Annotated in this window: 23 protein-coding genes and 1 riboswitch; of the genes, 10 read left to right on the forward strand and 13 right to left on the reverse strand. The window is 75.3% G+C overall.

Translation table 11 applies throughout. The annotated features are described in order from the left end of the window. Window positions 1-54: 54 nt before the first annotated feature. The 3 genes from ACVMYR_RS13690 to ACVMYR_RS13700 form a co-directional block, all read right to left on the reverse strand. Window positions 55-1,062 (reverse strand): inorganic phosphate transporter, encoded by a 1,008-nt coding sequence (locus ACVMYR_RS13690; protein ID WP_077938139.1) that lies wholly within the window; start codon window positions 1,060-1,062, stop codon window positions 55-57. Window positions 1,063-1,066: 4 nt separating this feature from the next. Further along, window positions 1,067-1,693, reverse strand: coding sequence for a DUF47 domain-containing protein (locus ACVMYR_RS13695; protein ID WP_043965192.1), 627 nt, complete (start codon window positions 1,691-1,693; stop codon window positions 1,067-1,069). A 247-nt stretch (window positions 1,694-1,940) separates the two neighbouring features. Beyond that, window positions 1,941-2,852 carry a PPK2 family polyphosphate kinase gene (locus ACVMYR_RS13700; RefSeq protein WP_198956611.1) on the reverse strand — a complete coding sequence of 304 codons (912 nt, stop codon included), beginning with the start codon at window positions 2,850-2,852 and terminating at the stop codon, window positions 1,941-1,943. Window positions 2,853-3,018: 166 nt separating this feature from the next. On the opposite strand from ACVMYR_RS13700, the gene sigJ reads away from it, so the two are divergent. Next, on the forward strand, window positions 3,019-3,993 hold the full coding sequence (gene sigJ / locus ACVMYR_RS13705) for an RNA polymerase sigma factor SigJ (RefSeq protein ID WP_457121938.1): 975 nt from the start codon (window positions 3,019-3,021) through the stop codon (window positions 3,991-3,993). Window positions 3,994-4,069: 76 nt separating this feature from the next. Here the strand turns inward: sigJ and ACVMYR_RS13710 are convergent, their stop codons facing one another. After that, on the reverse strand, window positions 4,070-4,576 hold the full coding sequence (locus tag ACVMYR_RS13710) for a DUF402 domain-containing protein (protein ID WP_043965189.1): 507 nt from the start codon (window positions 4,574-4,576) through the stop codon (window positions 4,070-4,072). Window positions 4,577-4,714: 138 nt separating this feature from the next. Between ACVMYR_RS13710 and ACVMYR_RS13715 the strand changes: the two genes are divergently transcribed. After that, window positions 4,715-6,874 carry an ATP-dependent DNA helicase gene (locus ACVMYR_RS13715; RefSeq protein WP_457121939.1) on the forward strand — a complete coding sequence of 720 codons (2,160 nt, stop codon included), beginning with the start codon at window positions 4,715-4,717 and terminating at the stop codon, window positions 6,872-6,874. A gap of 33 nt (window positions 6,875-6,907) precedes the next feature. Here the strand turns inward: ACVMYR_RS13715 and ACVMYR_RS13720 are convergent, their stop codons facing one another. Beyond that, window positions 6,908-8,320 carry an AI-2E family transporter gene (locus ACVMYR_RS13720; RefSeq protein WP_377536828.1) on the reverse strand — a complete coding sequence of 471 codons (1,413 nt, stop codon included), beginning with the start codon at window positions 8,318-8,320 and terminating at the stop codon, window positions 6,908-6,910. Window positions 8,321-8,407: 87 nt separating this feature from the next. Between ACVMYR_RS13720 and ACVMYR_RS13725 the strand changes: the two genes are divergently transcribed. Together ACVMYR_RS13725 and ACVMYR_RS13730 are read left to right on the forward strand one after the other, a co-directional pair. After that, window positions 8,408-8,755 (forward strand): GroES family chaperonin, encoded by a 348-nt coding sequence (locus tag ACVMYR_RS13725; protein ID WP_043965186.1) that lies wholly within the window; start codon window positions 8,408-8,410, stop codon window positions 8,753-8,755. A gap of 161 nt (window positions 8,756-8,916) precedes the next feature. Next, a complete protein-coding gene (locus ACVMYR_RS13730; protein ID WP_176734157.1) occupies window positions 8,917-9,078 on the forward strand; it encodes a hypothetical protein in 162 nt (53 codons plus the stop codon). A gap of 100 nt (window positions 9,079-9,178) precedes the next feature. Here the strand turns inward: ACVMYR_RS13730 and ACVMYR_RS13735 are convergent, their stop codons facing one another. After that, window positions 9,179-10,654 carry a PrsW family intramembrane metalloprotease gene (locus ACVMYR_RS13735; protein WP_457121940.1) on the reverse strand — a complete coding sequence of 492 codons (1,476 nt, stop codon included), beginning with the start codon at window positions 10,652-10,654 and terminating at the stop codon, window positions 9,179-9,181. A 66-nt stretch (window positions 10,655-10,720) separates the two neighbouring features. Beyond that, window positions 10,721-10,840, forward strand: a riboswitch (SAM riboswitch). Between the two features lie 46 nt (window positions 10,841-10,886). Here ACVMYR_RS13735 and ACVMYR_RS13740 point away from each other — a divergent pair. Then, the gene (locus tag ACVMYR_RS13740) at window positions 10,887-12,185 is read left to right on the forward strand and encodes an aminotransferase class V-fold PLP-dependent enzyme (protein ID WP_396789676.1); all 1,299 of its coding nucleotides are present in this window, start codon (window positions 10,887-10,889) and stop codon (window positions 12,183-12,185) included. 40 nt (window positions 12,186-12,225) lie between these two features. On the opposite strand, the gene ACVMYR_RS13745 is transcribed toward ACVMYR_RS13740, so the two are convergent. Continuing rightward, entirely contained in the window at window positions 12,226-13,446 is a 1,221-nt protein-coding gene (locus tag ACVMYR_RS13745; protein WP_091278125.1) for an FUSC family protein, read from the reverse strand. A 189-nt stretch (window positions 13,447-13,635) separates the two neighbouring features. Here ACVMYR_RS13745 and ACVMYR_RS13750 point away from each other — a divergent pair, with 189 nt between their 5' ends. Then, window positions 13,636-14,274, forward strand: coding sequence for an HD domain-containing protein (locus ACVMYR_RS13750; RefSeq protein ID WP_457122053.1), 639 nt, complete (start codon window positions 13,636-13,638; stop codon window positions 14,272-14,274). Here the strand turns inward: ACVMYR_RS13750 and ACVMYR_RS13755 are convergent, their stop codons facing one another. Next, complete coding sequence (locus ACVMYR_RS13755) at window positions 14,275-14,541, reverse strand: DUF4031 domain-containing protein (protein ID WP_077938129.1); 267 nt, start codon at window positions 14,539-14,541, stop codon at window positions 14,275-14,277. Window positions 14,542-14,576: 35 nt separating this feature from the next. Between ACVMYR_RS13755 and ACVMYR_RS13760 the strand changes: the two genes are divergently transcribed. Further along, the gene (locus ACVMYR_RS13760; RefSeq protein WP_091277869.1) at window positions 14,577-15,977 is read left to right on the forward strand and encodes an FAD-binding oxidoreductase; all 1,401 of its coding nucleotides are present in this window, start codon (window positions 14,577-14,579) and stop codon (window positions 15,975-15,977) included. A 19-nt stretch (window positions 15,978-15,996) separates the two neighbouring features. Here the strand turns inward: ACVMYR_RS13760 and ACVMYR_RS13765 are convergent, their stop codons facing one another. Both ACVMYR_RS13765 and ACVMYR_RS13770 read right to left on the reverse strand, forming a co-directional pair. Beyond that, on the reverse strand, window positions 15,997-16,533 hold the full coding sequence (locus ACVMYR_RS13765; protein WP_091277871.1) for a hypothetical protein: 537 nt from the start codon (window positions 16,531-16,533) through the stop codon (window positions 15,997-15,999). A gap of 85 nt (window positions 16,534-16,618) precedes the next feature. Next, the gene (locus ACVMYR_RS13770; protein ID WP_077938126.1) at window positions 16,619-18,487 is read right to left on the reverse strand and encodes a glycerol-3-phosphate dehydrogenase/oxidase; all 1,869 of its coding nucleotides are present in this window, start codon (window positions 18,485-18,487) and stop codon (window positions 16,619-16,621) included. A 27-nt stretch (window positions 18,488-18,514) separates the two neighbouring features. Here ACVMYR_RS13770 and ACVMYR_RS13775 point away from each other — a divergent pair, with 27 nt between their 5' ends. After that, window positions 18,515-20,947, forward strand: a complete 2,433-nt coding sequence (locus ACVMYR_RS13775; protein WP_457121941.1) for a S8 family serine peptidase — start codon at window positions 18,515-18,517, stop codon at window positions 20,945-20,947. A 172-nt stretch (window positions 20,948-21,119) separates the two neighbouring features. Continuing rightward, entirely contained in the window at window positions 21,120-21,383 is a 264-nt protein-coding gene (locus ACVMYR_RS13780; RefSeq protein ID WP_077938125.1) for a hypothetical protein, read from the forward strand. Between the two features lie 132 nt (window positions 21,384-21,515). Here ACVMYR_RS13780 and groL read toward each other — a convergent pair whose 3' ends face one another. From groL to ACVMYR_RS13795, 3 genes are all read right to left on the reverse strand, one after another. Further along, window positions 21,516-23,138, reverse strand: coding sequence for a chaperonin GroEL (gene groL / locus ACVMYR_RS13785; RefSeq protein WP_043965179.1), 1,623 nt, complete (start codon window positions 23,136-23,138; stop codon window positions 21,516-21,518). A 317-nt stretch (window positions 23,139-23,455) separates the two neighbouring features. After that, window positions 23,456-24,547, reverse strand: a complete 1,092-nt coding sequence (locus ACVMYR_RS13790; protein ID WP_457121942.1) for a hypothetical protein — start codon at window positions 24,545-24,547, stop codon at window positions 23,456-23,458. A gap of 131 nt (window positions 24,548-24,678) precedes the next feature. Next, the gene (locus ACVMYR_RS13795) at window positions 24,679-24,882 is read right to left on the reverse strand and encodes a cold-shock protein (protein ID WP_007073263.1); all 204 of its coding nucleotides are present in this window, start codon (window positions 24,880-24,882) and stop codon (window positions 24,679-24,681) included. Between the two features lie 338 nt (window positions 24,883-25,220). On the opposite strand from ACVMYR_RS13795, the gene ACVMYR_RS13800 reads away from it, so the two are divergent. Continuing rightward, window positions 25,221-25,700, forward strand: coding sequence for a GNAT family N-acetyltransferase (locus ACVMYR_RS13800; RefSeq protein WP_457122054.1), 480 nt, complete (start codon window positions 25,221-25,223; stop codon window positions 25,698-25,700). The last annotated feature ends 35 nt before the right edge of the window (window positions 25,701-25,735 follow it).

Below are 25,735 nucleotides of genomic sequence, written 5' to 3' on the forward strand. Positions count from 1 at the left end.
GCGAGCGGCGAGCGGCGAGCGGCGGGACCGCCGGACGGCGAGCGCGGCAGGCCGTCAGCCGAAGAGGGGGCGGACCAGCAGGTAGGTGACGCAGGCGATCAGCGCCGCCGCCGGGAACGTGATGATCCACGCGACCACGATGTTGCCGGCCACGTTCCAGCGCACCGCGGAGAGCCGCTTCGTCGCCCCCACGCCCATGATCGCCGAGGTGATCGTGTGGGTGGTGGAGATCGGCGCGTGGAGCACCAGCGCGTTGAAGTAGAGCACCGAGCTGGCCACCGTCTCGGCGGCGAAGCCCTCCGGCGGGCCCAGGTCGATGATCTTGCGGCCGAGCGTCCGGATGATCCGCCAGCCACCGGCGTACGTGCCGGCCGCCAGCATCGCCGCCGACGTCCAGAACACCCAGCCGGGGATGTGGGTCTTGTCGTCCTGGAAGCCGCCCGTGTAGAGGGCGAGGACCACGATGCCCATGGTCTTCGCGGCGTCCTGCATGCCGTGGCCGACGGACATGGCCGCCGCCGACGCGGTCTGCGCCCAGCGGAAGCCCCGGTTCAGCTTGCCCGGCTGCCCGTTGCGGAACAGCCACAGGATCGCCAGCATCAGCAGGTAGCCCAGCGTCAGGCCGACGATCGGCGAGAGCACCATCGGCAGCAGGACCTTCTCGGCGATGTTGACCCACTGCACGATGCCGCCGGTGGCCAGCAGGGTCGCCCCGACCAGGCCGCCGAACAGCGCGTGCGAGGACGACGACGGCAGGCCGAAGTACCAGGTGATCAGGTTCCAGGCGATCGCGCCGAGCACCCCGGCGAAGACCACCCCCAGGCTCGCGATGCCGGTGGGCAGGGTGACGAGGTTGTCGCCGACGGTCTTGGCGACCCCCGCGCCGAAGTGGGCGCCGACGAAGTTGCCGACGGCGGCGAGGGCGAGCGCCATGCGGGGTGTCAGGGCGCGGGTGGAGACGCTGGTCGCGATCGCGTTGGCGGCGTCGTGGAAGCCGTTGGTGTAGTCGAACGCCAGGGCCACCGCGATCACCGCCAGCACGGCGATGAGTTCGGGACTCACAGGATCAGGACTCCTTGACCGCGATGGTCTCGACGGTGTTGGCCACGTGCTCGAAGGCGTCGCAGGCGGCCTCCAACTCGTCGGCGACCTCCTTCATCTTGAGCACCGTGAGGGCGTCGTACTCGCCGGAGAAGAGGCGGACCAGCAGCATCCGGTACGCCTGGTCGCCGTCGTTCTCCAGCCGGTTGCACTCGATCCAGTAGTCCTCGAGATCCTTCATCGACTTGAGCCGGGGCATCGCCTCGGCGGTCAGCTTCGCCTGCTGGTCCAGCACGTTGACCAGCTCGTGCAGCTCGCGCGGGAGCGCCGGCAGCTTGGTCAGGCCGTAGAGGTAGAGCAGGTTGCCCACGGCCTCCAGGTGGTCCATCACGTCGTCGAGCAGCGACCCCAGCCGGTAGATGTCCTCCCGGTCGAACGGGGTGATGAAGGTGGAGTTGATCTTCTTGTAGAGGTCGTGGGTGATCTGGTCGCTGTCGTGCTCGACCTCGGTCAGCCGCTCGCTCACCGACTGCACGTCCACGCCCGGCAGGGCCAGCTCGTTGAGCAGCTCGGTGCCCCGCACCAGGTTCTGCGCGGCCCTGGTGAAGAGCTCGTAGAAGGCGCCCTCGGTGGGGCGGAAGGAAAACTTCACAGCCTGGACCTCGTCGTGTCGGTGGAAGGGTGGCGGACGCCCCGGGGGTGCCTGCAACGGGAATGCTAGGAAACGGCCGGGCCGCGAATTCGTCGGCCCACCCCTGGCCAGCCGCCATTTACTGGTCGTTCACCTGCCGTTCACCTGGAACCGGTCAGCCGGCCCGCAACCGCCGCCCGACCGCCACGCCGGCGCCGCCCGACCGCCACGCGGGCGCGCCGCTGGTCAGACGCCGTCGCGCCGCCGGTCAGGTGCCGCACAGGCGGCTGCGCTCCGCCGCCACGTCGAAGTCCGCCGGCGGATACCCGAGATCCAGGTCGTCGAACGTCTCCCGCAGCAGGTGCGCCACCGCCCAGTCGCGGTACCACTTCCGGTCGGCCGGCACCACGTGCCACGGCGCGGCGTCCGTGCCGCACCGGCTCAGGGCCTCGGCGTACGCGGCCTGGTAGTCGCCCCAGCGGGCCCGGGAGTCCAGGTCGCTCGGGTTGTACTTCCAGTGCTTCGTCGGGTCGGTCAGCCGCGCCAGCAGCCGCTCGCCCTGCTCGGCGTGCGAGATGTGCAGCATGACCTTGACCAGCCGCACCCCGGAGCCGGTCAGCTCCCGCTCGAAGGCGTTGATCTCGTCGTACCGGGCCCGCCAGGTGGCCTCCGGCACCAGCGACTCCACCCGGGCGATCAGCACGTCCTCGTAGTGCGACCGGTTGAAGACCCCGACGTACCCGGGCGGCGGCAGGGCCCGGCGGATCCGCCACAGGAAGTCGTGCCGCCGCTCCTCGTCGGTGGGCGGGCCGAACGAGCGGATGTGCAGCCCGAGCGGGTTCATCGCCCCGGCGACCCGCCGGATCGTGCCGTCCTTGCCGCCGCAGTCCATGGCCTGGAGCACCAGCAGCACCCGGTCGGGTCGGCCCCGCCCCGGCGCGACGTCGGCCGTCGTGGGAGCACCGGTGGGCGCGCCCGGGCCGGCGGCGGCCTGCGCGGTGGCGTACAGCATCTCCTGCTGCCGCCCCAGGGCCGCGCCGAGCAGCCGCACCTGCTCCCGCGCCCACGCCTTGCGGCTCCCGTCGCCCTCGGCGGCGGACGCCGGCAGCCCCGGCGTCGACCGGGGATCGATCGCCGCCAGGTCGACGGCACCCCCGCCCACCCGCAGCAACTCCCGCATCGTCGCCCCCTCGGGCGGCACGACGTCCCGGACAGCGTGGGCGACATCTGACCGCGCACCATCGAACCCGCTCATGACTGGATCATCACCCACCCCGGCCACTCCCGCCCGTCGAGCGCCCGTGTCACGTTCGCGGTCGCCGGGACGTCGAGGGGTGGGGAGAATCATGCGCGTGGAAGGTGGCGGCGTGCCGGAGCTGGTCGACGGGTTCGAGGCGGAGCGGGGGCGGCTGACCGCCCTGGCGTACCGGATGCTGGGCAGCCGCAGCGAGGCCGAGGACGCCGTGCAGGAGACCTGGCTGCGCTGCGCCGGCGCGCTGGGCGACCCGGCGAGGCGGGCGGAGGTCGGCAACCTGGCCGCCTGGCTCACCACCACCTGCGGGCGGATCTGCCTGGACGTGCTGCGCTCGGCGCGGGTGCGCCGGGAGACGTACCCGGGGCAGTGGCTGCCCGAGCCGGTCGTGACGCCGCTGGACGGCGAAGGTTTCGCGCCCGACCCGGCCGAACGCGCCGTCCGGGCCGACCGGGTCGGCACGGCCCTGCTGGTGCTGCTGGAGCGGCTCGGCCCCGAGCAGCGGGTCGCCCTGGTCCTGCACGACGTGTTCGCGGTGCCGTTCGGCGAGGTCGCCGAGGTGCTCGGCACGACGGCGGTGGCCGCCCGGCAGCTCGCCTCGCGGGCCCGGCGGGCCCTCGCCGCGCCCGACGCGCCCCGGCACACGGCCGACCTGGCCGAGCAGCGGCGGGTGGTGGCCGCGTTCGTCGCGGCGACCGAGTCCGGCGAGCTGGCCGAACTGGTGCGGGTGCTCGCCCCGGACGTGGTGCTGATCGGCGACGGCGGCGGGCACTTCCCGGCGGCCCGGCGGCCGGTCACCGGCGCCGACGCGGTGGGCCGGTTCGTCCTGGGCCTGTTCGGGCGGGCGGGCCGCTACGGCGCGCGGGTGCGGTCCCGGCCGGTGCTGGTGGACGGCGCGCTCGGGTTGCAGTTCGAGACCGTGCACACCGACGGTCGGCCGCTGCGCCTGGTCACCGCCTTCGCCGTGCACGACGGCCGGATCACCGGCGTCTTCAACCAGCTCAACCCCGACAAGCTGACCCGGGTGCCCGGCCTCGGGCCGGAGGCCGACGGGCCGCCGCACCCGTGACGGCCGGGGGCCGGGAGCGGGCCGGCGGGCTGGCCTCGGGCCGGAGGGCCGGCGGCGGGCCGCGGGCGACCCGGGCTCAGACCACCAGGGCCAGCCACTTCCGGTACGCCGTGGCGAACGGCTCGCTGCCGTCGCCGAGCACGCCCAGCAGCCACCGGGAGGCGGCCTCCGCCTCGGCCACCAGGTCGTCGGGGTAGCCGAACTGCTCCCGGTGCTCGGCGAACTCGTCCTCGTCGCGCAGCTCGACCAGACCGGTGCCCCGACGACGCACCACGTCGAGGTCGAGGTCGAACAGGTGGACGGTGTCGTCGCCCTCCCAGCGGGCCGGGGTGGCGATGTCGCAGTAGACCTCGCTCGTGCGCGGCGGCGGGTTGAACATGCACGTCCACCAGGCGTGGTGCGGCACCAGCAGCACGAAGGGGATCTGCTCGACCGACGGCCGGCCATGGTAGACGGACTCGGTGCCGGCCGGGACGCCGAGCCACACGCCGAGGTCGTCCGTGGTCAGGAGGCGGGCCGGGTAGTCGCGGTGGGCGCTGCCGTCGTACTTGCGGTAGATCACGCGGACCACGTCGCTCGGCATGAGTCGCACCCTAGTCGATTCCGCCCACCGATCGCGCGGGGGGAAGTAACGGAATCCATGCCGGGAGATTCCGTACCGTGACCCCGCCACGCGGGGCGGGGGCGGACCGGTGTCGGCGGCGACGGGTACCTTCGCACGGTGACTCCGCCGCGCACCGCTCCCGGTTCCGCCCTCCCCCGCACCTCCCGGCGGCGCGGCAAGCGGGCCGACGCCGGTGAGCTGCTCGCCGCCGCGGTCGGCGCGGTCCCCGGCGGCGCGGCCCGCCCCGGCCAGCAGCAGATGGCCACGGCGATCGCCGAGTGCGTGGCCTCCGGCGAGCACCTGCTGGTGCAGGCCGGCACCGGCACCGGCAAGTCCCTGGGCTACCTGGCCCCGGCCCTGACCGTGGACGGCCCGGTGGTGGTCTCCACCGCGACCCTGGCGTTGCAGTCCCAGCTCGTCGAGCACGACCTGCCCCGGCTCGCCGAGGCGGTGGAGCCGGTGCTCGGCCGCCGGCCCACCTTCGCCGTGCTCAAGGGCCGCCACCACTACCTGTGCCTGGCCCGGCTGGACAACTCGACGGAGGACGAGCCGACGGACACGCTGTTCGACGCCGTCGAGCCCCGGGCGGGCGGCGGGGGCGGGAGGTGGCTCGGCGAGGCGGGCCGGCTCGGCAAGCAGATCGAGCGGCTGCGCGACTGGGCGATGGAGACCGAGACCGGCGACCGCGACGAGCTTGACCCGGGCGTCGACGACCTGGCCTGGCGGCTGGTGTCGATGCCGGCCCGGGAGTGCGTGGGGGCGTCCCGCTGCCCGTTCGGCGCGGAGTGCTTCGCCGAGGCGTCCCGGGCCCGCGCCCGGGAGGCCGACATCGTGGTCACCAACCACAGCCTGCTCGCCGTCGACATGATCGCCGGCCGGCACATCGTGCCGCCGCACAAGCTGCTGATCGTCGACGAGGCGCACGAGCTGGCCGACCGGGTCTCCTCGGCGGCCCAGGCCGAGCTGGTGCCGGAGCTGATCGACCGGTCCACCCGGCGGGCCCGGCCGCTGCTGCGTCCGGAGGTCGCCGAGCGGCTCACCGAGGCCGGCGACGCGCTCGCCGTCGGGCTGGCCGAGGCCCCCGCCGGTCGCCTCACGGCCGGTCTGCCCGGCCCGCTGCGCGAGGCGTGCACGCTGCTCGACGCCGCCACCCGGGCCGCGCTCGACGCGATCGGCGACGTCAAGTCCGACGACCCCGACCCGGTCCGCAAGCAGCAGGCCAAGGCGGTGCTCGACGAGCTGTCGGCCACCGCCCAGCGGCTGCTGGAGGAGTCCGAGCACGACGTGGCGTGGGTGGAGAAGCCCGACAACGGCAGCCGCCGGGCCTTGGTGGTGGCCCCGCTGTCGGTCGCCGGCACCCTCGCCACCCACCTGTATGACGAGCGCACCGTCGTCGCCACCTCGGCGACCCTGGCGCTGGGCGGCCGGTTCGACACGGTGGCCCGGGCGCTGGGGCTGGAGGCGCCGCCACCCGCCCCGCCGTCCCCGGCCGCCGCCGCGCTGGCCGCCGCGACCGCCCGGGGGGACGCCCCGGCCGGCGCGACGCCGGTGGCCGCCGCCCCGGGCAGCCGCCCCACCACCGGCACCGTGCCCGCCACCGAGGGGCCGGGCTGGCGGTCGCTCGACGTCGGTTCCCCGTTCGACTACGCCCGGCAGGGCATCCTCTACGTGGCGGCGCACCTGCCCCGCCCCGCTGCCTCCGGGCTGCCCGACGCGGCCGGCGAGGAGCTGCTGGCGCTGGTCGGGGCGCTGGGTGGGCGTACCCTCGGGCTGTTCTCCTCCCGGCGGGCCGCGCAGCAGGCGGCGGAGCTGCTGCGCGCGAAGACCGACCTGCCGGTCCTGCTCCAAGGCGAGGAGGCGCTGCCGCTGCTGGTGCGCCGGTTCCGCCAGGAGCAGTCGAGCTGCCTGTTCGGCGTGATGTCGCTGTGGCAGGGGGTCGACGTGCCGGGCGACTCCTGCCAACTCGTGGTGATCGACCGGTTGCCGTTCCCCCGGCCGGACGAGCCGCTCGCGGCGGCCCGCGCCGCCGCCGTGGACGCGGGCGGGGGCTCCGGGTTCTCCGCCGTCAGCGTGCCGATCGCGGCGGTCCGGCTGGCCCAGGGCGTGGGCCGGCTGATCCGGGCCACCGGCGACCGGGGCGTGGTCGCGGTGCTCGACTCGCGGCTGGAGACGGCCCGGGGCTACGGCCCGTTCCTGCGCCGTTCGCTGCCCCCGTTCTGGTATACGACGCGCCCGGAGGTGGCCCGGGGGGCGCTGGAGCGGCTCGGCAGGTCGTGACGCGGCCCGGTCGGCGGTCTGCCCGCCGGCCGGTCAGGGCGCCTGCGAGGCGACCACCACGGCGTCGGGCGGGGTGTCCGGCACCGTACGCGCGGCGAGCCGGCGGACGGCCGTGTTGAGCACCGCGATCAGCGGCACCGAGACCAGCGCGCCGGTGATCCCGGCGAGCACCACGCCCGCCGCGATGCCGATGATCACCGCGAGCGGGTGGATGGCCACCGCCCGACCCATGATCAGCGGCTGGAGCACGTGCCCCTCGACCTGCTGCACGCCGATCACCACGCCGAGGATGATCAGGGCGGTGACCGGGCCGCTGTCGACCAGCGCCACCAGCACCGCGACCCCGCCGGAGAGCGCGGCCCCGACGATCGGGATGAACGCCCCCAGGAAGACCAGCGCCGCCAGCGGGAACGCGAACGGGATGTCGAAGACGACCAGGAAGGTGCCGATGCCGACCGCGTCGATGAACGCGACCAGCACCGTGGCCCGCACGTAGGCGCCCAGCGTCTCCCAGGACGCCCGGCCGGCGTCGTCGACCTTCCACCGGGCCGCCACCGGCAGCAGCCGCACCAGGAACCGCCAGATCCGGCTGCCGTCACGCAGGAAGAAGAACGTGGCGAAGAGCACCAGCACGATGCCGGTGAGCACCTCGGCCAGGGTCGCCGCCGTGGAGACCGCCCCGCTGGTGAACCGCTCGGTGTTGTTGTTGATCCAGGACTGGGCCTCCTCGATGTACCGGTCGAGCTGGCTGTCCGACAGGTGCAGCGGGCCGGTCTTGAGCCAGTCCTGGATCTGCCGGACGCCCTCGGAGGACTTCTTGCTCAGCTCCGGCACGCCCTTGATGAACTCGTTGACCACCAGCGTCAGCGTGCCGACCACGGCGGCCAGGCCGCCGACCAGCACCACCGCCGTCGCCAGCGAGCGGGGGAAGCGCGCCCGCAGCAGCCAGCCAACGGCCGGCGCGAGCAGCGCCGAGAGCAGCATGGCGATGGCCAGCGGGATGATCACGATGCTGACGGTGGCGACGATCTTCAGCAGCGCCCAGAACACGACGCCGATGACGATCAGCCGCCACGACCAGGCGGCCGCGATGCGCAGCGCGTGCGGCACGTCGGCGTCGTCGCGGCTGGAGGTGGAGTTGTGCAGCGCGGCGGGCGGCTCGGCGCCGACCACGATCGCCGACGGCGGTGCCACCGGCCCCGGCGAGCGGGGCGAGGCCACCCCGGCCTCGGCCGACGCGTCGATGCTGCCGGGCAGCGCCCGAGGGCCCGTCACGTCGGCCCGCCCGGTCGGGTCGGCGCGGGCCTGCCGCACCGCGTCCCGTCCCGACTCGTACGCGCGGCGCAGCCGTCCCCGTACCCGCTCGAAGCGGCTCAAGCGCACCTCCCGCAGCAGAACCCGCCCGCCCAGACGACAGGGGGGACAGGATACGTCCGACCGCCCCAGCCTAGGGCGGTTGCGCCAACATTGCCCCGGCCCGCAACCCCGTAACCACCGGCGGACCGGTCCGCGGGGACGCGGTACCGTTCCGTCGTGACCGCCGATGAGAACCTCGACGCCGGCCTGCCGATCCGCCTGCTGCACGACCGGGTGCTGGTGCGGTTGGAGGGGAGCGAGGGTGAGCGCCGCTCCACCGCCGGCATCGTGATCCCGGCGACCGCCGCCGTCGGCAAGCGCCTCGCCTGGGCCACCGCCGTCGGCGTGGGCCCCCACGTCCGCTCGATCGTCTCCGGCGACCGGGTCCTCTTCGACCCCGACGACCGCTCCGAGGTCGAGCTGCACGGCCGGGGGTACGTGCTGCTGCGCGAGCGGGACGTGCACGCCGTGGCCGCCGAACGCGTCGAGGCGGAGACCACCGGCTCCACCGGCCTCTACCTGTAAGGAAGGGCCCCCTGTTAACGCTTTCGGTATAGCAGGGGCCCCCTCCTAACACTCCTCCCCCCGGGCGCATCGTGCGCGGCCTGGCGGGGGCTGCTTCGTTTGCGGCCGTCCGCGAAGGGAACGCCAGGCACGTCCAGCACCCTGGGGAGGGGAGCCTGCCGGTGTTCGTGAAGAAGGTGTTCCTCTGGGGCGGCGTCGCGTTCCTGATCTACTTCGTGGCGTTCCGGCCGGACGGCGCGGCGCAGGTGTGCCGGTCGGTCGGCGGGGGCCTGATGGCGATGGCCCAGGGCATGGGTGACTTCCTCACCGGCCTCACGACCTGACCCGGCCCGGCCTGATCACGCCCGACCTGATCACGCCTGACGGCCCCGGCCCGGCCCGGCGCGAGCCGCCCCGAGCCGGCCCGGAGTTCCGGCCGGACCGTCAGCCCGCGCGTGGCGGCCAGGGCGGGGGCTGGTGGGGGCCGTGCCAGCCGGGCGGGCCGTAGCCGGGCGGGCCGTAGCCGGCCGCGTGGGCCGGGACCGGAGGCGGCGGCGGGACGAGCACCACGGGGATCGGCACGACCGGCTCGTCCGGCGCGTCGACGGCGCGCTGCGAGCCGTCGGGGAACCGCAGGTGGTAGCGGTGGCCGTCCCAGCTGCCGACGGGGGTTTGCGGGTCCCGGCCGACGAAGAACGCCCGGTACGCGGTGAGCGCGTCCAGCAGCTCCCGTTCCTCCCTGATCGTCCGTTCCTGGTCGGCGGGCCGACGGTCCAGCCCCCGGCGCATCCCGTCGCGCAGCAGCGCCAGCCGGGTGGCCGAGAACTGGTATCCCCGCATCGCCTTGAGGCCCGCGTCGCCGGCCACCCGGCGGGCCCAGGTGCGGGCCGCGTGCCGCCGGCCGAGGCTGCCCAGCGACGCCACCTCGGGCGGGGTGAGCCAGCCCGCCCGCACGTAGTCGGGCAGGGTGCGCTCGGTCAGCCGCCCCTCCCAGCCGCGCAGCCAGATGGCCAGCCCGACCATGGCGAAGAAGATCGGCACCATCACGCCGAGGTAGCCGTACAGGGCGATCATGGCCTGGCCGGTGGCCTGGGCCAGCGACGGCAGCAGGTTCCAGGTGCCGTGCAGCATCATCGCCAGCAGCAGGCCCGCGAGCGGGGCGAGGAACCGCACCCGCCGGTCGGCCGTGCGGGCGGCGATGCCGAGCCCCACCCCGGTCATCGAGGTGAACAGCGGATGCGCGAACCCGAACAGCAGGATCCGGACGATGAAGATCGCGATGACCTGCCGCGCGCCGGTGGCGGGGCCGTACTCGTCGACGCCGGAGGCGTAGCCGTAGCCGCCCAGGTAGAGGATGTTCTCCACCATGGCGAAGCCGACCGCCGACAGCCCGCAGTAGACCAGGCCGTCGGTGATCCCGGACCACTCGCGGCGGCGGAAGATCAGCAGCAGGATGGGCCCGAGCGCCTTCGTCAGCTCCTCGATGAACGGGGCGACGAGCACGCCGGTGAGGGCGTTCGGCAGCCCCCAGTCGGCGAACCGGGCGGCGAAGAACTCGTTCACGGTCAGCGAGGCGGCCGTCGAGACGAACGCGCCCCACGCGAAGCAGAAGATCAGGTATTTCAGCGGCTCCGGCTCGTACCGGTCGAGCCACAGGAAGCAGGAGACCAGCACCGGCACCGGCAGGATCGCGGCGACCACCCCGATCAGCAGCGCCTGCGGCCCGAGGTTGGAGCCGAGCACGAAGAGCATGTAGACCGCGCATGCCGCGATCAGCAGCACCACCAGGGCCAGCACCAGGAACCGCCGCCAGCCCAGCCGACGCAGCGGCATCCGGGGGGCGGACCCGCCGGGCGGCGCGGGGACGTCGGGCGCGGTCCACGGCGGCACCGGGGCGCCGCCGGGTGGGGTGTCGGCCATTCTGTCAGCGTAGTCACCCCCCGCCGCCCGTTCCGGGCGCATCCGCCGACCGTTATCCTGTCGGCAGGTCACGAGCGCCAGCGTCAAGCCCCGGCTTGCTGGCCGGCAACCCTCGTCGAGTTCGCGGTGGGGTGCCCCGGGTGATGACCGGGCCCAGCCCCGTCCGGCGCTGGGCAAGCGCGGACCCCGTCTCCGGTGGCGTCACCCGGGGTCCCCGGACCCGGAGGTCGACATGACCGTCACCCTCGTACCCCCGCCCGCCCCGCTGCCCGCGTGGACCGCGCCGGCGTCGTCGCGGCCGCTCGACGTGCTCGGCGTGCCGGGCCAGACCAACCTGGACCACGCGGCCAGCGCGCCGTGCGCGCGGGCGGCGGCCGACGCCGTGGCCGAGCTGCTCCCCTGGTACGCCAGCGTGCACCGCGGCGCGGGCGCGCTGTCGCGGCGCTGCACCCTCGCCTACGAGCGGGCCCGGCAGACCGTCGGCGACTTCTTCGGCGCCCGGCCCGGCGACCACGTGATCTTCACCCGCAACACGACGGACGCGCTGAACCTGCTGGCCCGCGCCCTGCCCGCGGGGACGACGGTGGTGACGTTCGCCGGGGAGCACCACGCCAACCTGCTGCCCTGGCCGCGCGGCTCGGTGCGGCTGCCCGTGCCGGCCAGCCCGGGCGAGGCGGTCCGGGCGCTGGACGCGGCGCTGACCGAGCTGCGCCGGGACGCGACGCCGGGGGCCGCGGGCATCAGCCGCTCCGCCGGCCCGCCGGTGCTGGTGGCGGTCACCGGGGCCAGCAACGTGACCGGGGAACGCTGGCCGGTGGCCGAGCTGGCCGCCGTCGCCCGCCGGCACGCCGCCCGGATCGCCGTGGACGCCGCCCAGCTCGCCCCGCACGCGCCGGTCGACGTCGCCGCGCTCGGCGTGGACTACCTGGCCGTGTCCGGGCACAAGCTGTACGCGCCGTTCGGCGCGGGCGTGCTGCTCGGGCGGGGCGACTGGCTGGACGCGGCCCCGCCGTACCTGGCGGGTGGGGGCGCGACCAGCCACGTCGGGGACGCCACCCACCAGGTGCGCTGGGCCGCCGGCCCGGCCCGGCACGAGGCGGGCACCCCCAACCTGCTCGGCGCGGTCGCCCTCGCGGCGGTCTGCGCGGCCCTCGCCGACGCCGACCGGGACGCGCTGCACGCCCGGGAGCAGGCCCTGCTGGCCCGGCTCCGGCAGGGCCTGGCCGCCCTGCCGCACGTGGTGGAGCTGCGTACCTTCGGGCCGGACGCGCCCCGGGTCGGCATCGTCTCGTTCGTCGTCGCCGGCCGGGACTCGGGCGAGGTGGCGGCGGAGCTGGCGGCCCGGCACGACGTCGGGGTCCGCGACGGGCTGTTCTGCGCCCACCCGCTGGCCCGGCGGCTGCTCGCCGAGGCGGCGGCCCGCAGCGGCCGGACGGACCTGCCGCCGACCGCCCTGCGGGCGAGCCTCGGCCTGGGCAGCACGGCGTGGGACGTCGACCGCCTGCTGGCCGCCCTCGCCGAGCTGGGCTGAGCCGACCGACTCCGGGCGGGGCCGAGCGCGGCCCCGCCGCTCAGCCGACGGACGGGGCGGCGGGCGACCTCCGGGGGCCGGGCTCGCCTTCGCCCGCCTCCGGGGCCGGCTTCTCCTGCTCGCCGAACGACTCGCGGACCAGCCGGTTCGCCTCCTGCTGCTCGATGCCGGAGGCCACCAGCAGGTCGCTGGCGGTGGTCCGCACCTGCGCGACCACCACGCTGCCGGAGAACCCGACCCCCTGCTCGTACGCCCGGCCGGCCTCGCTGACGGCGCGCAGGGACCGTTCCCGGGCCTTCTCCGGCTCCGCCCCGACGGCGAACTCGTGGCGGAGCAGGCGGACCGCCTCGGCGAGGTGGCCCACCGCGTCGGACATGGGGTCGGGCACCGGTTCGCCGTCCTCGATCATGGTGACCGAGCGCCGGATCAGGGTGCCGCTGTTGCGCATCGCCCGGTCGATGGGCTCGGCCGCGTCGGCGTAGTGGGTCAGCTCGCTGCGCCGGTGCCAGCGGGCCGGGGAGAGGGTGCTGGTCTCCTTCGCGCCCTCGATCGCCTCCGTGAAGGTGGCCAGCTCCGCCTTGTTCTCCCGGAGCCGTTCCAGGGCACGTTGGGCGCTGTCGCGGTCACGGTCGCGCAGCGCGGCGGCGGCCACGTCGAGCTGGTCGGCGAGCAGGTCGAGCGCCGGCCGGGCGGCCCGGTTGATCACCCGCAGCGGGTTCAGCGGCAGCAGGATCGCCGTCACCACCAGCGCGATCCCGCCGCCGACGAACGCGTCCACGAAGCGCGGTATCTCCAGGTTCTCGGTGGACGGGCTGAGCGTGACGATCAGCACGGCCGTGGCGGCGGCCTGGATGACGATCGCCACGCTCGCGCCGAAGAAGATGGTCAGCAGGATCGCCGCCGTCACCACCATCCCGAGCTGCCAACCGCCGGTGCCCAGGAAATAGATCAGCACGTCGCCGAGGAACACCCCGACCGCCACCCCGACGATCAGCTCGACCGTCCGCCGCAGCCGCTGGCCGACCGACGCGGCGAGGGTGCCGACCGCCGAGATCGGCGCGAAGACCGGCTGCGGGTTGTGCAGCAGCTCGTGGGAGACGATCCAGGCCAGCGCCGCGGCCAGCCCCGCCTGGACGGCCAACCCGAGCGCCATCCGCACCCGGTGCAGCCGGTCGTGCAGCGTGGCCTTGCCCCGGTGGCGCAGCTGTTCCATGGCCGCCGCGATCCGTGGCGCGTCGACGTCGCCGTCGCCGTCGCGCATCCCAGCACGCCGCAGCAGCGAGGGTCGGCGGTCCCGGGCCACGGCCATGGCGGGGACTACCCGCGGCGGGGCCGGTGAATCCTCGCCCGCTGCGGCAGACTCGACCGGGTGACGGAGCTGGACGACGCCCGGGTGCCCGACCCGCACGACGACCGGGCGGCCGAGGCGGACGACGGGCGGGGGGCCGGCCTGGTGGACCGGTGGCGGGCGGCGGTCCGGGACGCTGGCGCACCCGACGGCCCCGCGCTGACCCGCGCCGGGCAGGAGCTGCTGGCCCGCTGGCGGGAGCCGCACCGCCGCTACCACACCGTCCGGCACCTGACCGCCGTCCTCGACGTGGTCGACGCGTACGCCGGCTTCGCCGACCGTCCGGACCTGGTCCGCCTCGCCGCCTGGTGCCACGACGCGGTCTACGACCCGCGCACTGCGGGGGACGCCAACGAGCGGGCCAGCGCCGACCTCGCCGAGGGGCTGCTCACCGGGCTCGGGGTGCCGGCGGCGGCGGTGGCCGAGGTGCGCCGGCTGGTGCTGCTCACCGCCGGGCACGCGGTCGCCGCCGACGACCGCGACGGGGCGCTGCTCTGCGACGCCGACCTGGCCGTGCTGGCCGGGACGCCCGAGGAGTACGACCGCTACGCCGCGGCCGTCCGGCAGGAGTACGCGCACGTGCCGGACGGGGACTTCCGCCGGGGCCGCGCGAGGATCCTGGACCAGCTCCTGTCCCTGCCCACCCTCTACCGCCACCCCCATCTGCACACCCACTGGACCCCGCAGGCCCACGCCAACCTCACCCGCGAACTGACCGCCCTCGCCCCCTCGCCCGGGTGATCAGGGGACGTGCAGGTGTTTGGGGCGGCGCAGGTTCGCCGCGCGCAGGAGGCGGACCAGGTCGCGACTCGGCACGACCCGCGCGCCGAGAAGCACCGCCATCCGGTACCGCTCGGCGGGGATGTCGTAGTGGTCCCGGTCGAACGCTCGCCGGGGCACGCCCAGCATCTCGGCGAAGACGTGCAGCTCGGCGGCGGAGACGTCGCTGATCAGGTGGGACCAGAGGCGCCCGCGCGCCGGCCAGGCGGGCCGGTCCACATACAGCATGGCCGCCAACCTAGCCGCCGGTTAGCCTCTCCTGCATGGCCGGATCCCCTCTCCTCGCTGACCTGCGTGCCCTCCTCGGCGACGCCGCCGTCCTGACCGACCCCGACCTGCTGCGGATGCACGAGCGGGACGAGGCCGACCTGTGCGCCTCGGGCACGCCGCTGGTGGTGGTCCGCCCCCGTGACACCGCGCAGGTGGCCGGCGTGGTCCGGGCGGCGGCCCGGCACGGCGTACCCGTGGTGCCGCAGGGGGCGCGGACCGGGCTGGCGGGCGCGGCGAACGCGGTGGACGGCGCGGTGGTGCTGAGCACGGTGGCGATGGACCGGATCCTGGAGATCGACCCGGTGGCGCGGATCGCCGTGGTCCAGCCCGGTGTGGTGAACGCGACACTGGCCGGGGCGGTGCGCCGGGAGGGGCTCTACTATCCGCCGGACCCGGGCTCCTGGGAGTCGTCCACGATCGGCGGCAACGTCGCCACCAACGCGGGCGGCATGTGCTGCGTCAAGTACGGCGTGACCACCGAGTACGTGCTGGGCCTGGAGGTGGTGCTCGCCTCCGGCGAGGTGCTGCGCACCGGGCGGCGCACCGCCAAGGGCGTCGCGGGCTACGACCTGACCCGGCTCTTCGTCGGCTCGGAGGGCACCCTCGGGGTGATCACGGAGGTGACCGTGGCGCTGCGGCCCGCGCCGGAGGAGTCGCTCACCCTGGTCGCCGTCTTCGACTCGACGGCGGACGCCGGCACGGCGGTGGCCCAGATCGCCGCGAAGGGCCTCACCCCGAGCCTGCTGGAGCTGCTCGACCGCACCCACCTGCGGGCCATCGAGGCGTACCAGCCGATGGGGCTGCGCACCGACGCGCAGGCGCTGCTGCTGGCCGCCGTGGACACCGGTTCGCGGGCCGCCGACGACCTGGCGAGGATCGCCGAGGTGTGCGAGGCCGCCGGTGCCGACGAGGTGTACGCGGCCACCGACGCCGTGGAGGCGGCGGCGCTGCTCCAGGCCCGCCGGCTGGCCCACCCGGCGATGGAGAAGTTCGCCGCCGACACGTACCCGGGTGGCAACGGAGGGCTGGTCATCGACGACGTGGCGGTGCCGCGCGGGGCGCTCGCCGAGCTGCTGGACGGGGTGGCCCGCATCGCCGAGGAGTGCGCCGTGCCGATCGGGGTGGTGGGGCACGCCGGCGACGGCAACCTGCACCCGAACATCGTGGTCGACCGCGCCGACCCGGCGAGCGTGGAGCGGGGCCGGCGGGCGTTCGACGAGATCATGCGGCTCGGGCTGGAGCTGGGCGGCACCTGCACCGGCGAGCACGGGGTGGGGCTGCTCAAGCGGGACTGGCTGGCCCGGGAGATCGGGCCGGTCGGGGTGCGGGTGCACCAGGCGATCAGGTCGGCGCTCGACCCGACGGGGCTGTTCAACCCCGGCAAGGTGCTCTGACGCGGTCCTGGGCCCGGCCTCAGGCGGTGGCCTCCGCCGGGGTGGCCTGGGTGAGCAGCAGCAGGATCTCGTAGCCCAGGGGTGGCCGCTCCTCCCCCGGGCAGTCCTCGATCGTGATCGGGCCCGGCGTGGTGACCAGCACGGACGTCAGGGCGTCGATGCAGCTCACCCGGTAGCCCCGGGCCTTGTCGGTCTCGGCGGCCAGCCGCTCGTCGGTGAGCAGCGCGCGCAGCCGCTGCGTCTGCTCGGGGGCGAGCTGCCCGGACGACCGGACGTCGTCGCCGGCGCAGTTGGCGCAGTCCCACCGCCCGTCGGGCTGGACGGACAGCGTCCGCACCGGGCCGTCCTGGCCGTGCTTCTGCACCAGTTCCACCCGCACCGGCCCGCCGGCCGCCGCGCCACCGGCCGGGGATGCCGGCGACCCGTCGGGCGGCGGGGCGGTCGCCGTGCCGGCCCGGCGGACCGGCCCGACCGTCGAGCAGGCGGCGAGCGCCCCGACGAGCAGGGCACCGGCGGCCAACGGGATGATCGAACGCGCGCGGAAAGGGCGGATCACGCGCCGGAACGTACCCGATCATGGTGCCGTCGGGTACCGGCCGAGCGGCCGGACAGGGGTGGACCGCCCTCCGGTACGGGTTCGGCTACCGGGGGGACGACGGGAGTTCGACCGGATCGCCGTCGGCGCCCCGGTCCGCCGCGAAGCCGCGCACGTCCGGCGCGCCGAGCCGGGCCGCGTCCGCCGTCGCGTCGTCCGGCATGAGCTGCGACTCCCGCTCCGCCTCCACCCGGGCCCGGTAGTGCGCGACCTCACGCGCCCGGGTCGCCGCGTCCCAACCCAGCACCGCGCCCATCAGCTCGGCGGTGTGCTCGGCCGACTCCAGGCCGCGGTGGGCCGTCTCGAAGGAGATCCGGGTACGCCGGGTCAGCACGTCCTCCAGGTGCAGCGCCCCCTCGGCGCGGGCCGCGTACGTCACCTCGGCCGCCAGGTATTCCGGCGCGCCGGCCAGCGGGGAGGCGAGCAGCGGATCGGCGTCGACCAGCGCCAACAGGTCGAGGGTGAGGGTGCCGTAGCGCTCCAGCAGGTGCTCGACCACGCCGACCGGCACCCCGTGCCGGCGGGCCAGGTCGGCCCGGTCCCGCCACATCGCGGCGTACCCGTCGGCGCCGAGCAGCGGCAGGTCGGCCGTGCGGGACGGGCGGACCCCGCCGAGCCGGCGGGCCGCGCGGTCCACCACGTCGGAGGCCATCACCCGGTACGTCGTGTACTTGCCCCCGGCGACGAGCAGCAGCCCGAGCATGGGCTCGACCACCGCGTGTTCCCGGGACAGCTTGGAGGTGGAGTCCGCCTCGCCGGCCAGCAGCGGCCGCAGGCCGGCGTAGACGCCCTCGATGTCGTCGGTGGTCAGCGGCCGGTCCAGCACCGTGTTGACCTGCTCCAGCAGGTAGGCGATGTCGCGGGCCGACGCGGCAGGGTGGGACCGGTCGAGCCGCCAGTCGGTGTCGGTGGTGCCGATGATCCAGTGCCCGCCCCAGGGGATGACGAACAACACACTGGTGGCGGTGCGCAGGATCAGGCCCGTCTCGCCGGTGATCGCCGAGCGGGGCACCACGAGGTGCACCCCCTTCGACGCCCGGACCCGGACGCCCCGGCGCAGCCCGACGTCGTTGAGCATCCGCGACATGTCGTCGGTCCACACGCCGGTCGCGGCGACGACGGTGCGGGCGCGTACTTCGAACTCGGCGTCCGGTGAGCCGGGCGGCGCCTCCAGGTCGCGGACCCGGACCCCCGTCACCTCGCGCGCCTGCCGGACGAGGCCGACGGCGCGGGTGCTGGTGACCACCGTCGCACCCAGGCTGGCGGCGGTGCGGGCCAGGGTGACCACCAGCCGGGCGTCGTCGACCTGCCCGTCGTAGTAGCGGATCGCCCCGGCGAGGCCGTCGGCGCGCAGGCTCGGGAAGATCCGCCGCGCGCCCTCCCTGCTGAGGTGCCGGTGCAGCGGCATCCCCCGCCCGCCCCCGAACAGCCCGGCGAACGCGTCGTACGCGGCCACGCCGAGGCCGTAGTAGGAGCGGCGGAAGGTGCGGCCGGGCAGGTCGCGCACGCCCTTGCCGGCGGGCAGCGGGACCAGGATCGGCACCGGCCGGACCAGGTGCGGGGCGAGCCGGGTGGCGAGCAGCCCCCGCTCGGTGAGCGCCTCGTGGACCAGGTGGAACTCCAACTGCTCCAGGTAGCGCAGGCCGCCGTGGATCAGCTTGCTGGACCGGCTGGAGGTGCCGGCGGCGAAGTCGCGCGCCTCCACCAGGGCCACCTTCAGGCCCCGGGAGGCGGCGTCCAGCGCCGCGCCGGCGCCGGTGACGCCACCGCCGATCACCAGGACGTCGAACCGCTCGGCGCGCAGTCGCCGCAGGTCGGCGGCGCGGCGCGCCGGGGAGAGCTGGCCGGCGACGCTTCGGGAGACGTTGGGGTCACGCACCCGTCCACCGTAACCGCCGTGGCCACCACGCGGCATGTCGTGATCCGGCCGTACTGTCGGGGCATGGAGGTCGGTCCGTACGCAGGTCGTCCCTTTCCGCCCGTGGCCGTCCCGCCGGCCCGCCCCGGCCCGTGGCCCGTGGTGGCGGCGGTGCTCCTCGGGTGCTGGACGGTCGCGGTCGCCGTGCCGGGTGAGCTGGTCGGCTGGCTGGCCGACCAGGTCCGGCTCGCCACCGGCCTGGACCGGGTGGTCTGGCTGTGGCCGGTGGCCGCCGCCGTGACGGTGCTGCTGGCCGGGGTGCCGGCGCTGCTGCTGGCCCTGCTGCCCCGCTCCGGGGCGGTCCGGGCCACCGGCCGCGCCTGGCTCGCCGGGCTGCTCGCCCTCGGCGCGCTCACCGGCCTGCGCGCCCTGCCGCCGGTGCACCACGAGGCGTACCTGGCCGCGCTGGCGGCGACGGCCGCCCTGCTCGCCGTGGTGCTGCCCCGGCTGGTCCGGGGCCCCGCGCCCGCTGCCGCCACGGGCCCGGCCGGGCCCGTTCCAGCGGCCCCACCGGCCGTGACCTGGCTGGCGGTGGCCGCCGGGCTGGCGACGCTGCTGCCCTGGGCGTGGTTCGGCGCGCTCGGCGGGCTGCTGGAGACCGTGCTCGCGGCGGCGGCCGCGGCGGCCGTCGGCGTCCTCGCCGGGGCGCTGCTCGGCGCCCGGTTCTGGGCGCACCTCGCGGGCGGGCCGCCGCACCGGCCGGCGCGGCTGGTGCTGGTCGGCGGCCTGGTGGCCGGGGTGACGCTGTTGCTGCTCGCCGCCGGCACCGGGCAGTCCGGCGCGCAGCTGCCCGCCCTGCTGACCCTGCCGCCGCTCGGCTTCGCGCTGGCCGCCCTCCAGGCTCCCGCGCTGCGGGCCGGCCGGCCCGCCGGCACCGCGCCCGTGCGCTGGCTGGTCGGGCTCGCCGCGTTCGGGCCGCTGGCCTTCGCCGACCCGGAGGAGATCACCCTGCTCCTGGCGACCACCCGGGACGTGCCGTTCTGGGTGGCGGTCGCGGCCGCCGCCGGGCTCGCGGTGGCCGCGCTCCTGGCGGTCGCGTACGGCGTGCTGCTGGCCCGCCCGCGTGGCCGCGCGCCGAGCCGGCCGGTGGCGGCGGCGACCGCCGGGGTGCTGCTCGCCGGGGCGGCGCTGGTCCACCTCGGCCCCGGCCAGCCCGGCCTGCACGGCGAGCGGTTGCTGGTGGTGCTGCGCGAGCAGGCCGACCTGGGCGGCGTGCCGGCCGGCGGGGCGGGTCAGGCGGGCCGGGACGCCCGCGCCCGGGAGGTCTACCGGCGGCTGGTCGCCACGGCCGAGCGCACCCAGGCGGGGCTGCGCCGCGACCTGAGCCGGCTGGGGCTCGACCCGACGCCGTACTACCTGGTCAACGCGATCGAGGTGGACGGCGGGCCGGCGGTGCGGGCCTGGTTGTCGCGCCGCCCGGAGGTGGACCGGGTGCTGCTGAGCCAGCGGCTGCGCCCGCTGCCGGCCGGGGCACCGACCAGCCGGGGCGATCAGCCGGCACCCTCCGGGCCGGCCTGGAACGTCTCCCTGCTCCGCGCCGACCGGGTCTGGTCGCAGCTCGGCGTGACCGGGGCCGGCATCGTGGTGGGCAGCTCCGACTCCGGGGTGGACGGGCGGCACCCGGCGCTGGCCGACGGCTTCCGGGGCGGCGACGACTCCTGGTACGACCCGTGGGACCACACCCGCGCGCCGACCGACCAGGGCGGCCACGGCACCCACACGACGGGCAGCGCCGTCGGGCGGGACGGGATCGGGGTGGCCCCCGGGGCGAGCTGGGTCGGCTGCGTCAACCTGGACCGCAACCTCGGCAGCCCGGCGCGCTACCTCGACTGCCTCCAGTTCATGCTGGCCCCGTTCCCGGCGGGCGGCGACCCGTTCACCGACGGGCGTCCGGAGCGGGCCCCGCAGGTGCTGACGAACTCGTGGGGCTGCCCGCCGATCGAGGGCTGCGACCCGGCGGCGCTGCGGCCGGCGGCCGACGCGCTGGACGCGGCCGGCATCTTCGTGGTCGCGGCGGCCGGCAACACGGGGCCGTACTGCCGGTCGATCGAGGACCCGCCGGCGACGTACCCGGACGTGTTCACCGTCGGGGCGACCGACCGGGACCGCCAGGTCGCCGACTTCTCCAGCCGGGGGCCGGTGCCCGGCGCGGCGAAGCCGGATGTGGTCGCCCCGGGCGTGAGGGTGCTCTCCGCGATGCCGGGCGGCGGGTACGCCACGCTGGACGGCACGTCGATGGCGGCCCCGCAGGTCGCGGGCGTGGTGGCGCTGATGTGGTCGGCGAACCCGGCGCTGATCGGGGACCTGGAGCGCACCCGCCGGATCCTGCGCGACACCGCCGTCCCGGCCGGGGCGACGTACGCCTCCCGCAAGCCGGCGGACGCCTGCGGCGGCGACGTGAACATCACCGGGGCCGGCCTGGTCGACGCGTACGCCGCTGTCCGCGCGGCGCGCTGAGGGGTAAGGAGGGGCCCCTTGTTAACGCATACGGTAGAGAGGGGTCCCCTTCTCACCCCCGCCCGCGCCCGCCCCGACGGCAGCAGCGGCCGAAACGGGCACGGGGGCGGATAGCGCCGTTCGACCGTCCCGGCCATCGACGGCCACCTACCGTCGAGGTGAGGAGGCAGCGATGACCACGGACGACGCACAGGCCGACGACCTGCGCCCCGCCGCCTGGGTGCCGGTCGAGGAGATCGCGGGGCAACTGCCGTTCGACCGGCTGGACTACGGCGACGCCGAGCAGTTGGCGGAGATGGCCGGGGGCGACGCGCTCGCGGCCGAGGAGCCGGTGGTCCTGGTCGACGAGCCGATCCGCGTCGACGAGCCGATCCGCATTCGCCGGCCGTCCGGCCGGGCCGGGAGGCGACGCGACCAGCCGCCCCTGCCGACGTGAGAGCCGGCGGCGGGCGTGTCGCCGAGGTGGGGGCACCAGCGGTTCTGGGCCGGCGCGACGCGGAAGGGGCGGGCCGCTGACGCGACCCGCCCCTTCGACGTGCGGTGTAGCTGAACTCGGGTGGGGCTGGACTCAGAAGTCCATGTCCCCGCCGCCCGGGCCAGCCGCGGCGGCCGGGGTCTTCTCCGGCTTGTCCGCGACGACGGCCTCGGTGGTGAGGAAGAGCGCCGCGATCGACGAGGCGTTCTGCAGCGCCGACCGGGTCACCTTGGCCGGGTCGATGATGCCGGCGGCCAGCAGGTCCACGTACTCGCCGCTGGCGGCGTTGAGGCCGTGGCCGGCGTCCAGGTTGCGGACGCGCTCGACGACGACGCCACCCTCCAGGCCGGCGTTGACGGCGATCTGCCGCAGCGGGGCGTCCAGCGCGATCTTGACGATCTGCGCACCGGTCGCCTCGTCGCCGGTCAGGTCCAGCTTGTCGAAGGCGGTCTTGCCGGCCTGCACCAGCGCGACGCCACCACCCGGGACGATGCCCTCCTCGACGGCGGCCTTCGCGTTGCGGACGGCGTCCTCGATGCGGTGCTTGCGCTCCTTCAGCTCGACCTCGGTGGCCGCGCCGACCTTGATCACCGCAACACCGCCGGCCAGCTTGGCCAGGCGCTCCTGCAGCTTCTCGCGGTCGTAGTCGGAGTCGCTCTTGTCGATCTCGGCCCGGATCTGGTTGACCCGGCCCTGGATCTGCTCGGCGTCGCCGGCACCGTCGACGATGGTGGTCTCGTCCTTGGTCACCACGACCTTGCGGGCGCGGCCCAGCATGTCGAGGCCGGCGGCCTCCAGCTTGAGGCCGAGCTCCTCGCTGATGACCTGGCCACCGGTGAGGATGGCGATGTCGGTCAGCATGGCCTTGCGGCGGTCGCCGAAGCCGGGGGCCTTGACGGCCGCGGACTTGAAGACGCCCTTGACCTTGTTGACCACCAGGGTCGGCAGGGCCTCGCCCTCCACGTCCTCGGCGATGATCAGCAGCGGCTTGCCCGACTGCATGACCTTCTCCAGGATCGGGAGCAGGTCCTTCACCGACGAGATCTTGCTGTTGGCGATCAGGATGTAAGGCTCGTCGAAGACGGCCTCCATGCGCTCCGGGTCGGTCATGAAGTACGCGGAGATGTAGCCCTTGTCGAAGCGCATGCCCTCGGTGAGCTCAAGCTCCAGGCCGAAGGTGTTGCTCTCCTCGACGGTGATGACGCCTTCCTTGCCGACCTTGTCCATCGCCTCGGCGATGATCTCGCCGACGGTGCTGTCACCGGCGGAGATGGAGGCGGTGGAGGCGATCTGCTCCTTGGTCTCGACGTCCTTGGCGAGCTTGGACAGCTCCTCCGAGACGCTGGCCACGGCGGCCTCGATGCCCCGCTTCAGGGCCATCGGGTTGGCGCCGGCGGCCACGTTGCGCAGGCCCTCGCGGACCAGGGCCTGGGCCAGGACGGTCGCCGTCGTCGTGCCGTCACCGGCAACGTCGTCGGTCTTCTTGGCGACCTCCTTGACCAGCTCGGCGCCGATCTTCTCGTACGGGTCCTCGAGCTCGATCTCCTTGGCGATGCTCACACCATCGTTGGTGATGGTGGGGGCACCCCACTTCTTCTCGAGCACCACGTTGCGGCCCTTCGGGCCGAGGGTCACCTTCACGGCGTCGGCGAGCTGGTTCATGCCCCGCTCGAGGCCGCGGCGAGCCTCTTCGTCGAACGCGATCATCTTGGCCATACGGCGTTGTCCTCCTGGACACTCACGGGCCACCCGAGTGTGTGTCCCGGATGGGCCGCCTGGTGTACGCACCTTGGGACGTCGCCACCTGGCGACGACGACGTCTCCTCGGCCGGGCCGGATAGCCCGCGACGACCGGCCATGTGCCACCCGACGGATTTCCGCCGTGCGGCCGTGGCCCCACCGTCCCGACCATTGGCACTCACCCAAGGCGAGTGCCAATGACTTGTTTAGCACTCTGCCCTGCCGAGTGCAAGCACGATGCGGCGGACGGGCCGGGTCGACCCCGCCTGACCAGCGCGACCCGGCCCACCGGTTCAGCCGATTTCACCCGCCAGCCGGGCGGCGGTAACCGGGCCCTCGTACGCCCGCTGCTCGGCGTACGTGACGACCAGGCCGATCAGGTACACCAGGGCGGCCGGGACCGCGACCAGGGCGGCGCCCAGGGCGTACGCGACGTTCCAGCCGTCCAGCGAGGCGGCGTCGGCAGGGTCGGCGAAGAAGAGGGCGGCGACCTGGATCGGGGCCACGACCATGGACGCGAGGGAGGCGGCGAGCCCGACCAGCGCGATCCGCCCGAGCACGGGCCCGAGGCGGGCGTGGAACAGCTGCCGGGCCCGGCCGAGCGGCGCGCCGCCCTCGAAGAGCAGCACCGGGCCGAACAGGCTCAGCGCGGCCATCACGTACAGGCCGGGCAGGTAGCACAGCACGAAGCCGACCAGCATGAGCAGGACGTAGACCACCGTCCAGCCCCACAGCGCCGGGGCCCGGCGCAGGCCGTACGCCAGGGCGTCGCCCGCCGACGTCGGCTCGCCCGCGGCCTGCCGCGCCACCACGCGGGTGCCGGCGGCCCAGCCGACCGCCTGGACGAACCCGAGCAGGCAGCCGAGGCCGATCATCGCGGCGAGGAAGACGCCGAGGTCGGCGAGGTAGCCGTCGGGCAGCGGGGGCGGCGGCTCGCCGGGCGCGGTGGGCTCCAGCGGCGGCAGCGGGTACAGCGGCACGGTCGCCAGCAGCAGCAGGAGCGTCGGCAGGGCATGGGTGAGGGCCAGGACCGGCACGAGCAGCCGCCAGCTGCGGCGCAGCGTGCCGGAGCACCGGGAGAACCACCCGCTCAGCCCTTCCCCGGGCAGGGTGACCAGCGGGTCCGCCGGGTCGTAGCCGGGTGGCGGCCACGGCACCGCGTAGCCCGGCGGAAAGGGGTGGCCCGGCGGGTACGGCGCGGCGTGTGCCGGCGGTAGCGCCGGGCCGGGGTGGGGCTGCCGGCCGGGGTGAAGTTGCTGGCCGGGATAGGGCTGCTGGCCCGGGTGGGCCGGGAACCCGGTGGGGTGCCGGACGGGCGGCGGACCGACCGCAGCCGGCCCCTCGGGCCCCGGGAGGGATCGATCGGGTGGGGGTGGCTGGGACATGGGCCCTCCTCAGCGGCGACGCCGGAACGGCTCACGATCTTCCCTGGCCCGACCCGCCTCCGCCGCCCCGGGGCGACGCGCTCTGCCCAGCACCGGCGGCCCGCCCGCCCGCGGGCCCCAGCGTCGGGCGGTCAGGCGACGACGCGTACGCGCTCGGCCTGCGGCCCCTTCTGCCCCTGGGCGATCTCGAACTCGACGCGCTGCCCGTCGTCCAGCGCCTTGTAGCCGTCCATCTCGATGGCGGAGAAGTGGACGAAGACGTCCTGCCCCCCGTCGACGGCGATGAAGCCGTAGCCCTTCTCGGCGTTGAACCACTTCACGGTGCCCTGTGCCACGGTGCACTTCCTAACGTCGCGCGGCCTTCCACGAGCGGGTACGCCGACGGAACCGGCGGCCCCGGGAACACCGGTTTCACCCGTCTGCGCCGACCGGGAAACCAGTGACCGAAATCGCACGCTACACGAGGAGTGACGATGGCGCACGGCCACAAATAGGGCTATAACGGACCGACCTCAACCCGGCACTCCATAGGCGACCATCACTGCGATAGGTATGCGGGATGACAGCAGTTTCCCGCCCGCCGACCGACCCGGGCAGCGCCCCGACGGGGACGGCCGACACCGTCGCACGGGCAGCCGACGTACGCCGGGTGACCCTGCCGGACGCGGCCCGGATGCGGGCGCTGCGGCTGGAGATGATCGCCGACGCGCCGCTGGCCTTCCTGGAGACCCTGGCGGAGGCCGCCGCCCGCCCGCATGCCGAGTACGCGGCCCGCGTCGCGTCGGTCGCCAGCGGCCGGCACACCGCCCAGTTCGTCGCCGACCCCGGCGCGGACCGGCCCGGCGGCCCCGCCGGGCGGCTCCTCGGGCACGCCGGCGGGACGGTCTCGGCGGACGAGCCCGGCCTCACCGTCGTCTACGCCGTCTACGTCACGCCGGCCCGGCGCGGCACCGGGCTGCTCGCCGCGCTGATCGAGGGGGTCGCCGCCTGGTCCCGGGAGTGCGGTCGGCCGGAGCTGATGCTGGAGGTCGTCGTCGGCAACGACCGCGCCTACCGGGCGTACCGGAGGCTGGGCTTCGTCGACACGGGCGTGCGGGTGCCGCACCCGAGGCTCCCCGCCCTGCGTGAGCTCCAGATGCGCCGCCCGGCGTGAGGCGGGGCGTTTGCAGGGGCCCCCTGTACAACAGA

It is taken from the genome of Micromonospora sp. PTRAS2, from assembly GCF_054052245.1.

Bases quoted from the DNA above. Each gene is read 5' to 3' on its own strand.
- ACVMYR_RS13735 (WP_457121940.1), bottom strand. From the start codon at position 10,654: ATGGCCGACACCCCACCCGGCGGCGCCCCGGTGCCGCCGTGGACCGCG.
- ACVMYR_RS13745 (WP_091278125.1), bottom strand. From the start codon at position 13,446: ATGCGCGACGGCGACGGCGACGTCGACGCGCCACGGATCGCGGCGGCC.
- ACVMYR_RS13775 (WP_457121941.1), top strand. From the start codon at position 18,515: ATGGAGGTCGGTCCGTACGCAGGTCGTCCCTTTCCGCCCGTGGCCGTC.
- ACVMYR_RS13770 (WP_077938126.1), bottom strand. From the start codon at position 18,487: ATGCCGCGTGGTGGCCACGGCGGTTACGGTGGACGGGTGCGTGACCCC.
- sigJ (WP_457121938.1), top strand. From the start codon at position 3,019: ATGCGCGTGGAAGGTGGCGGCGTGCCGGAGCTGGTCGACGGGTTCGAG.
- ACVMYR_RS13740 (WP_396789676.1), top strand. From the start codon at position 10,887: ATGACCGTCACCCTCGTACCCCCGCCCGCCCCGCTGCCCGCGTGGACC.
- ACVMYR_RS13790 (WP_457121942.1), bottom strand. From the start codon at position 24,547: ATGTCCCAGCCACCCCCACCCGATCGATCCCTCCCGGGGCCCGAGGGG.
- ACVMYR_RS13710 (WP_043965189.1), bottom strand. From the start codon at position 4,576: ATGCCGAGCGACGTGGTCCGCGTGATCTACCGCAAGTACGACGGCAGC.
- ACVMYR_RS13755 (WP_077938129.1), bottom strand. From the start codon at position 14,541: ATGCTGTATGTGGACCGGCCCGCCTGGCCGGCGCGCGGGCGCCTCTGG.
- ACVMYR_RS13700 (WP_198956611.1), bottom strand. From the start codon at position 2,852: ATGCGGGAGTTGCTGCGGGTGGGCGGGGGTGCCGTCGACCTGGCGGCG.
- ACVMYR_RS13800 (WP_457122054.1), top strand. From the start codon at position 25,221: ATGCGGGCGCTGCGGCTGGAGATGATCGCCGACGCGCCGCTGGCCTTC.
- ACVMYR_RS13780 (WP_077938125.1), top strand. From the start codon at position 21,120: ATGACCACGGACGACGCACAGGCCGACGACCTGCGCCCCGCCGCCTGG.
- ACVMYR_RS13760 (WP_091277869.1), top strand. From the start codon at position 14,577: ATGGCCGGATCCCCTCTCCTCGCTGACCTGCGTGCCCTCCTCGGCGAC.
- groL (WP_043965179.1), bottom strand. From the start codon at position 23,138: ATGGCCAAGATGATCGCGTTCGACGAAGAGGCTCGCCGCGGCCTCGAG.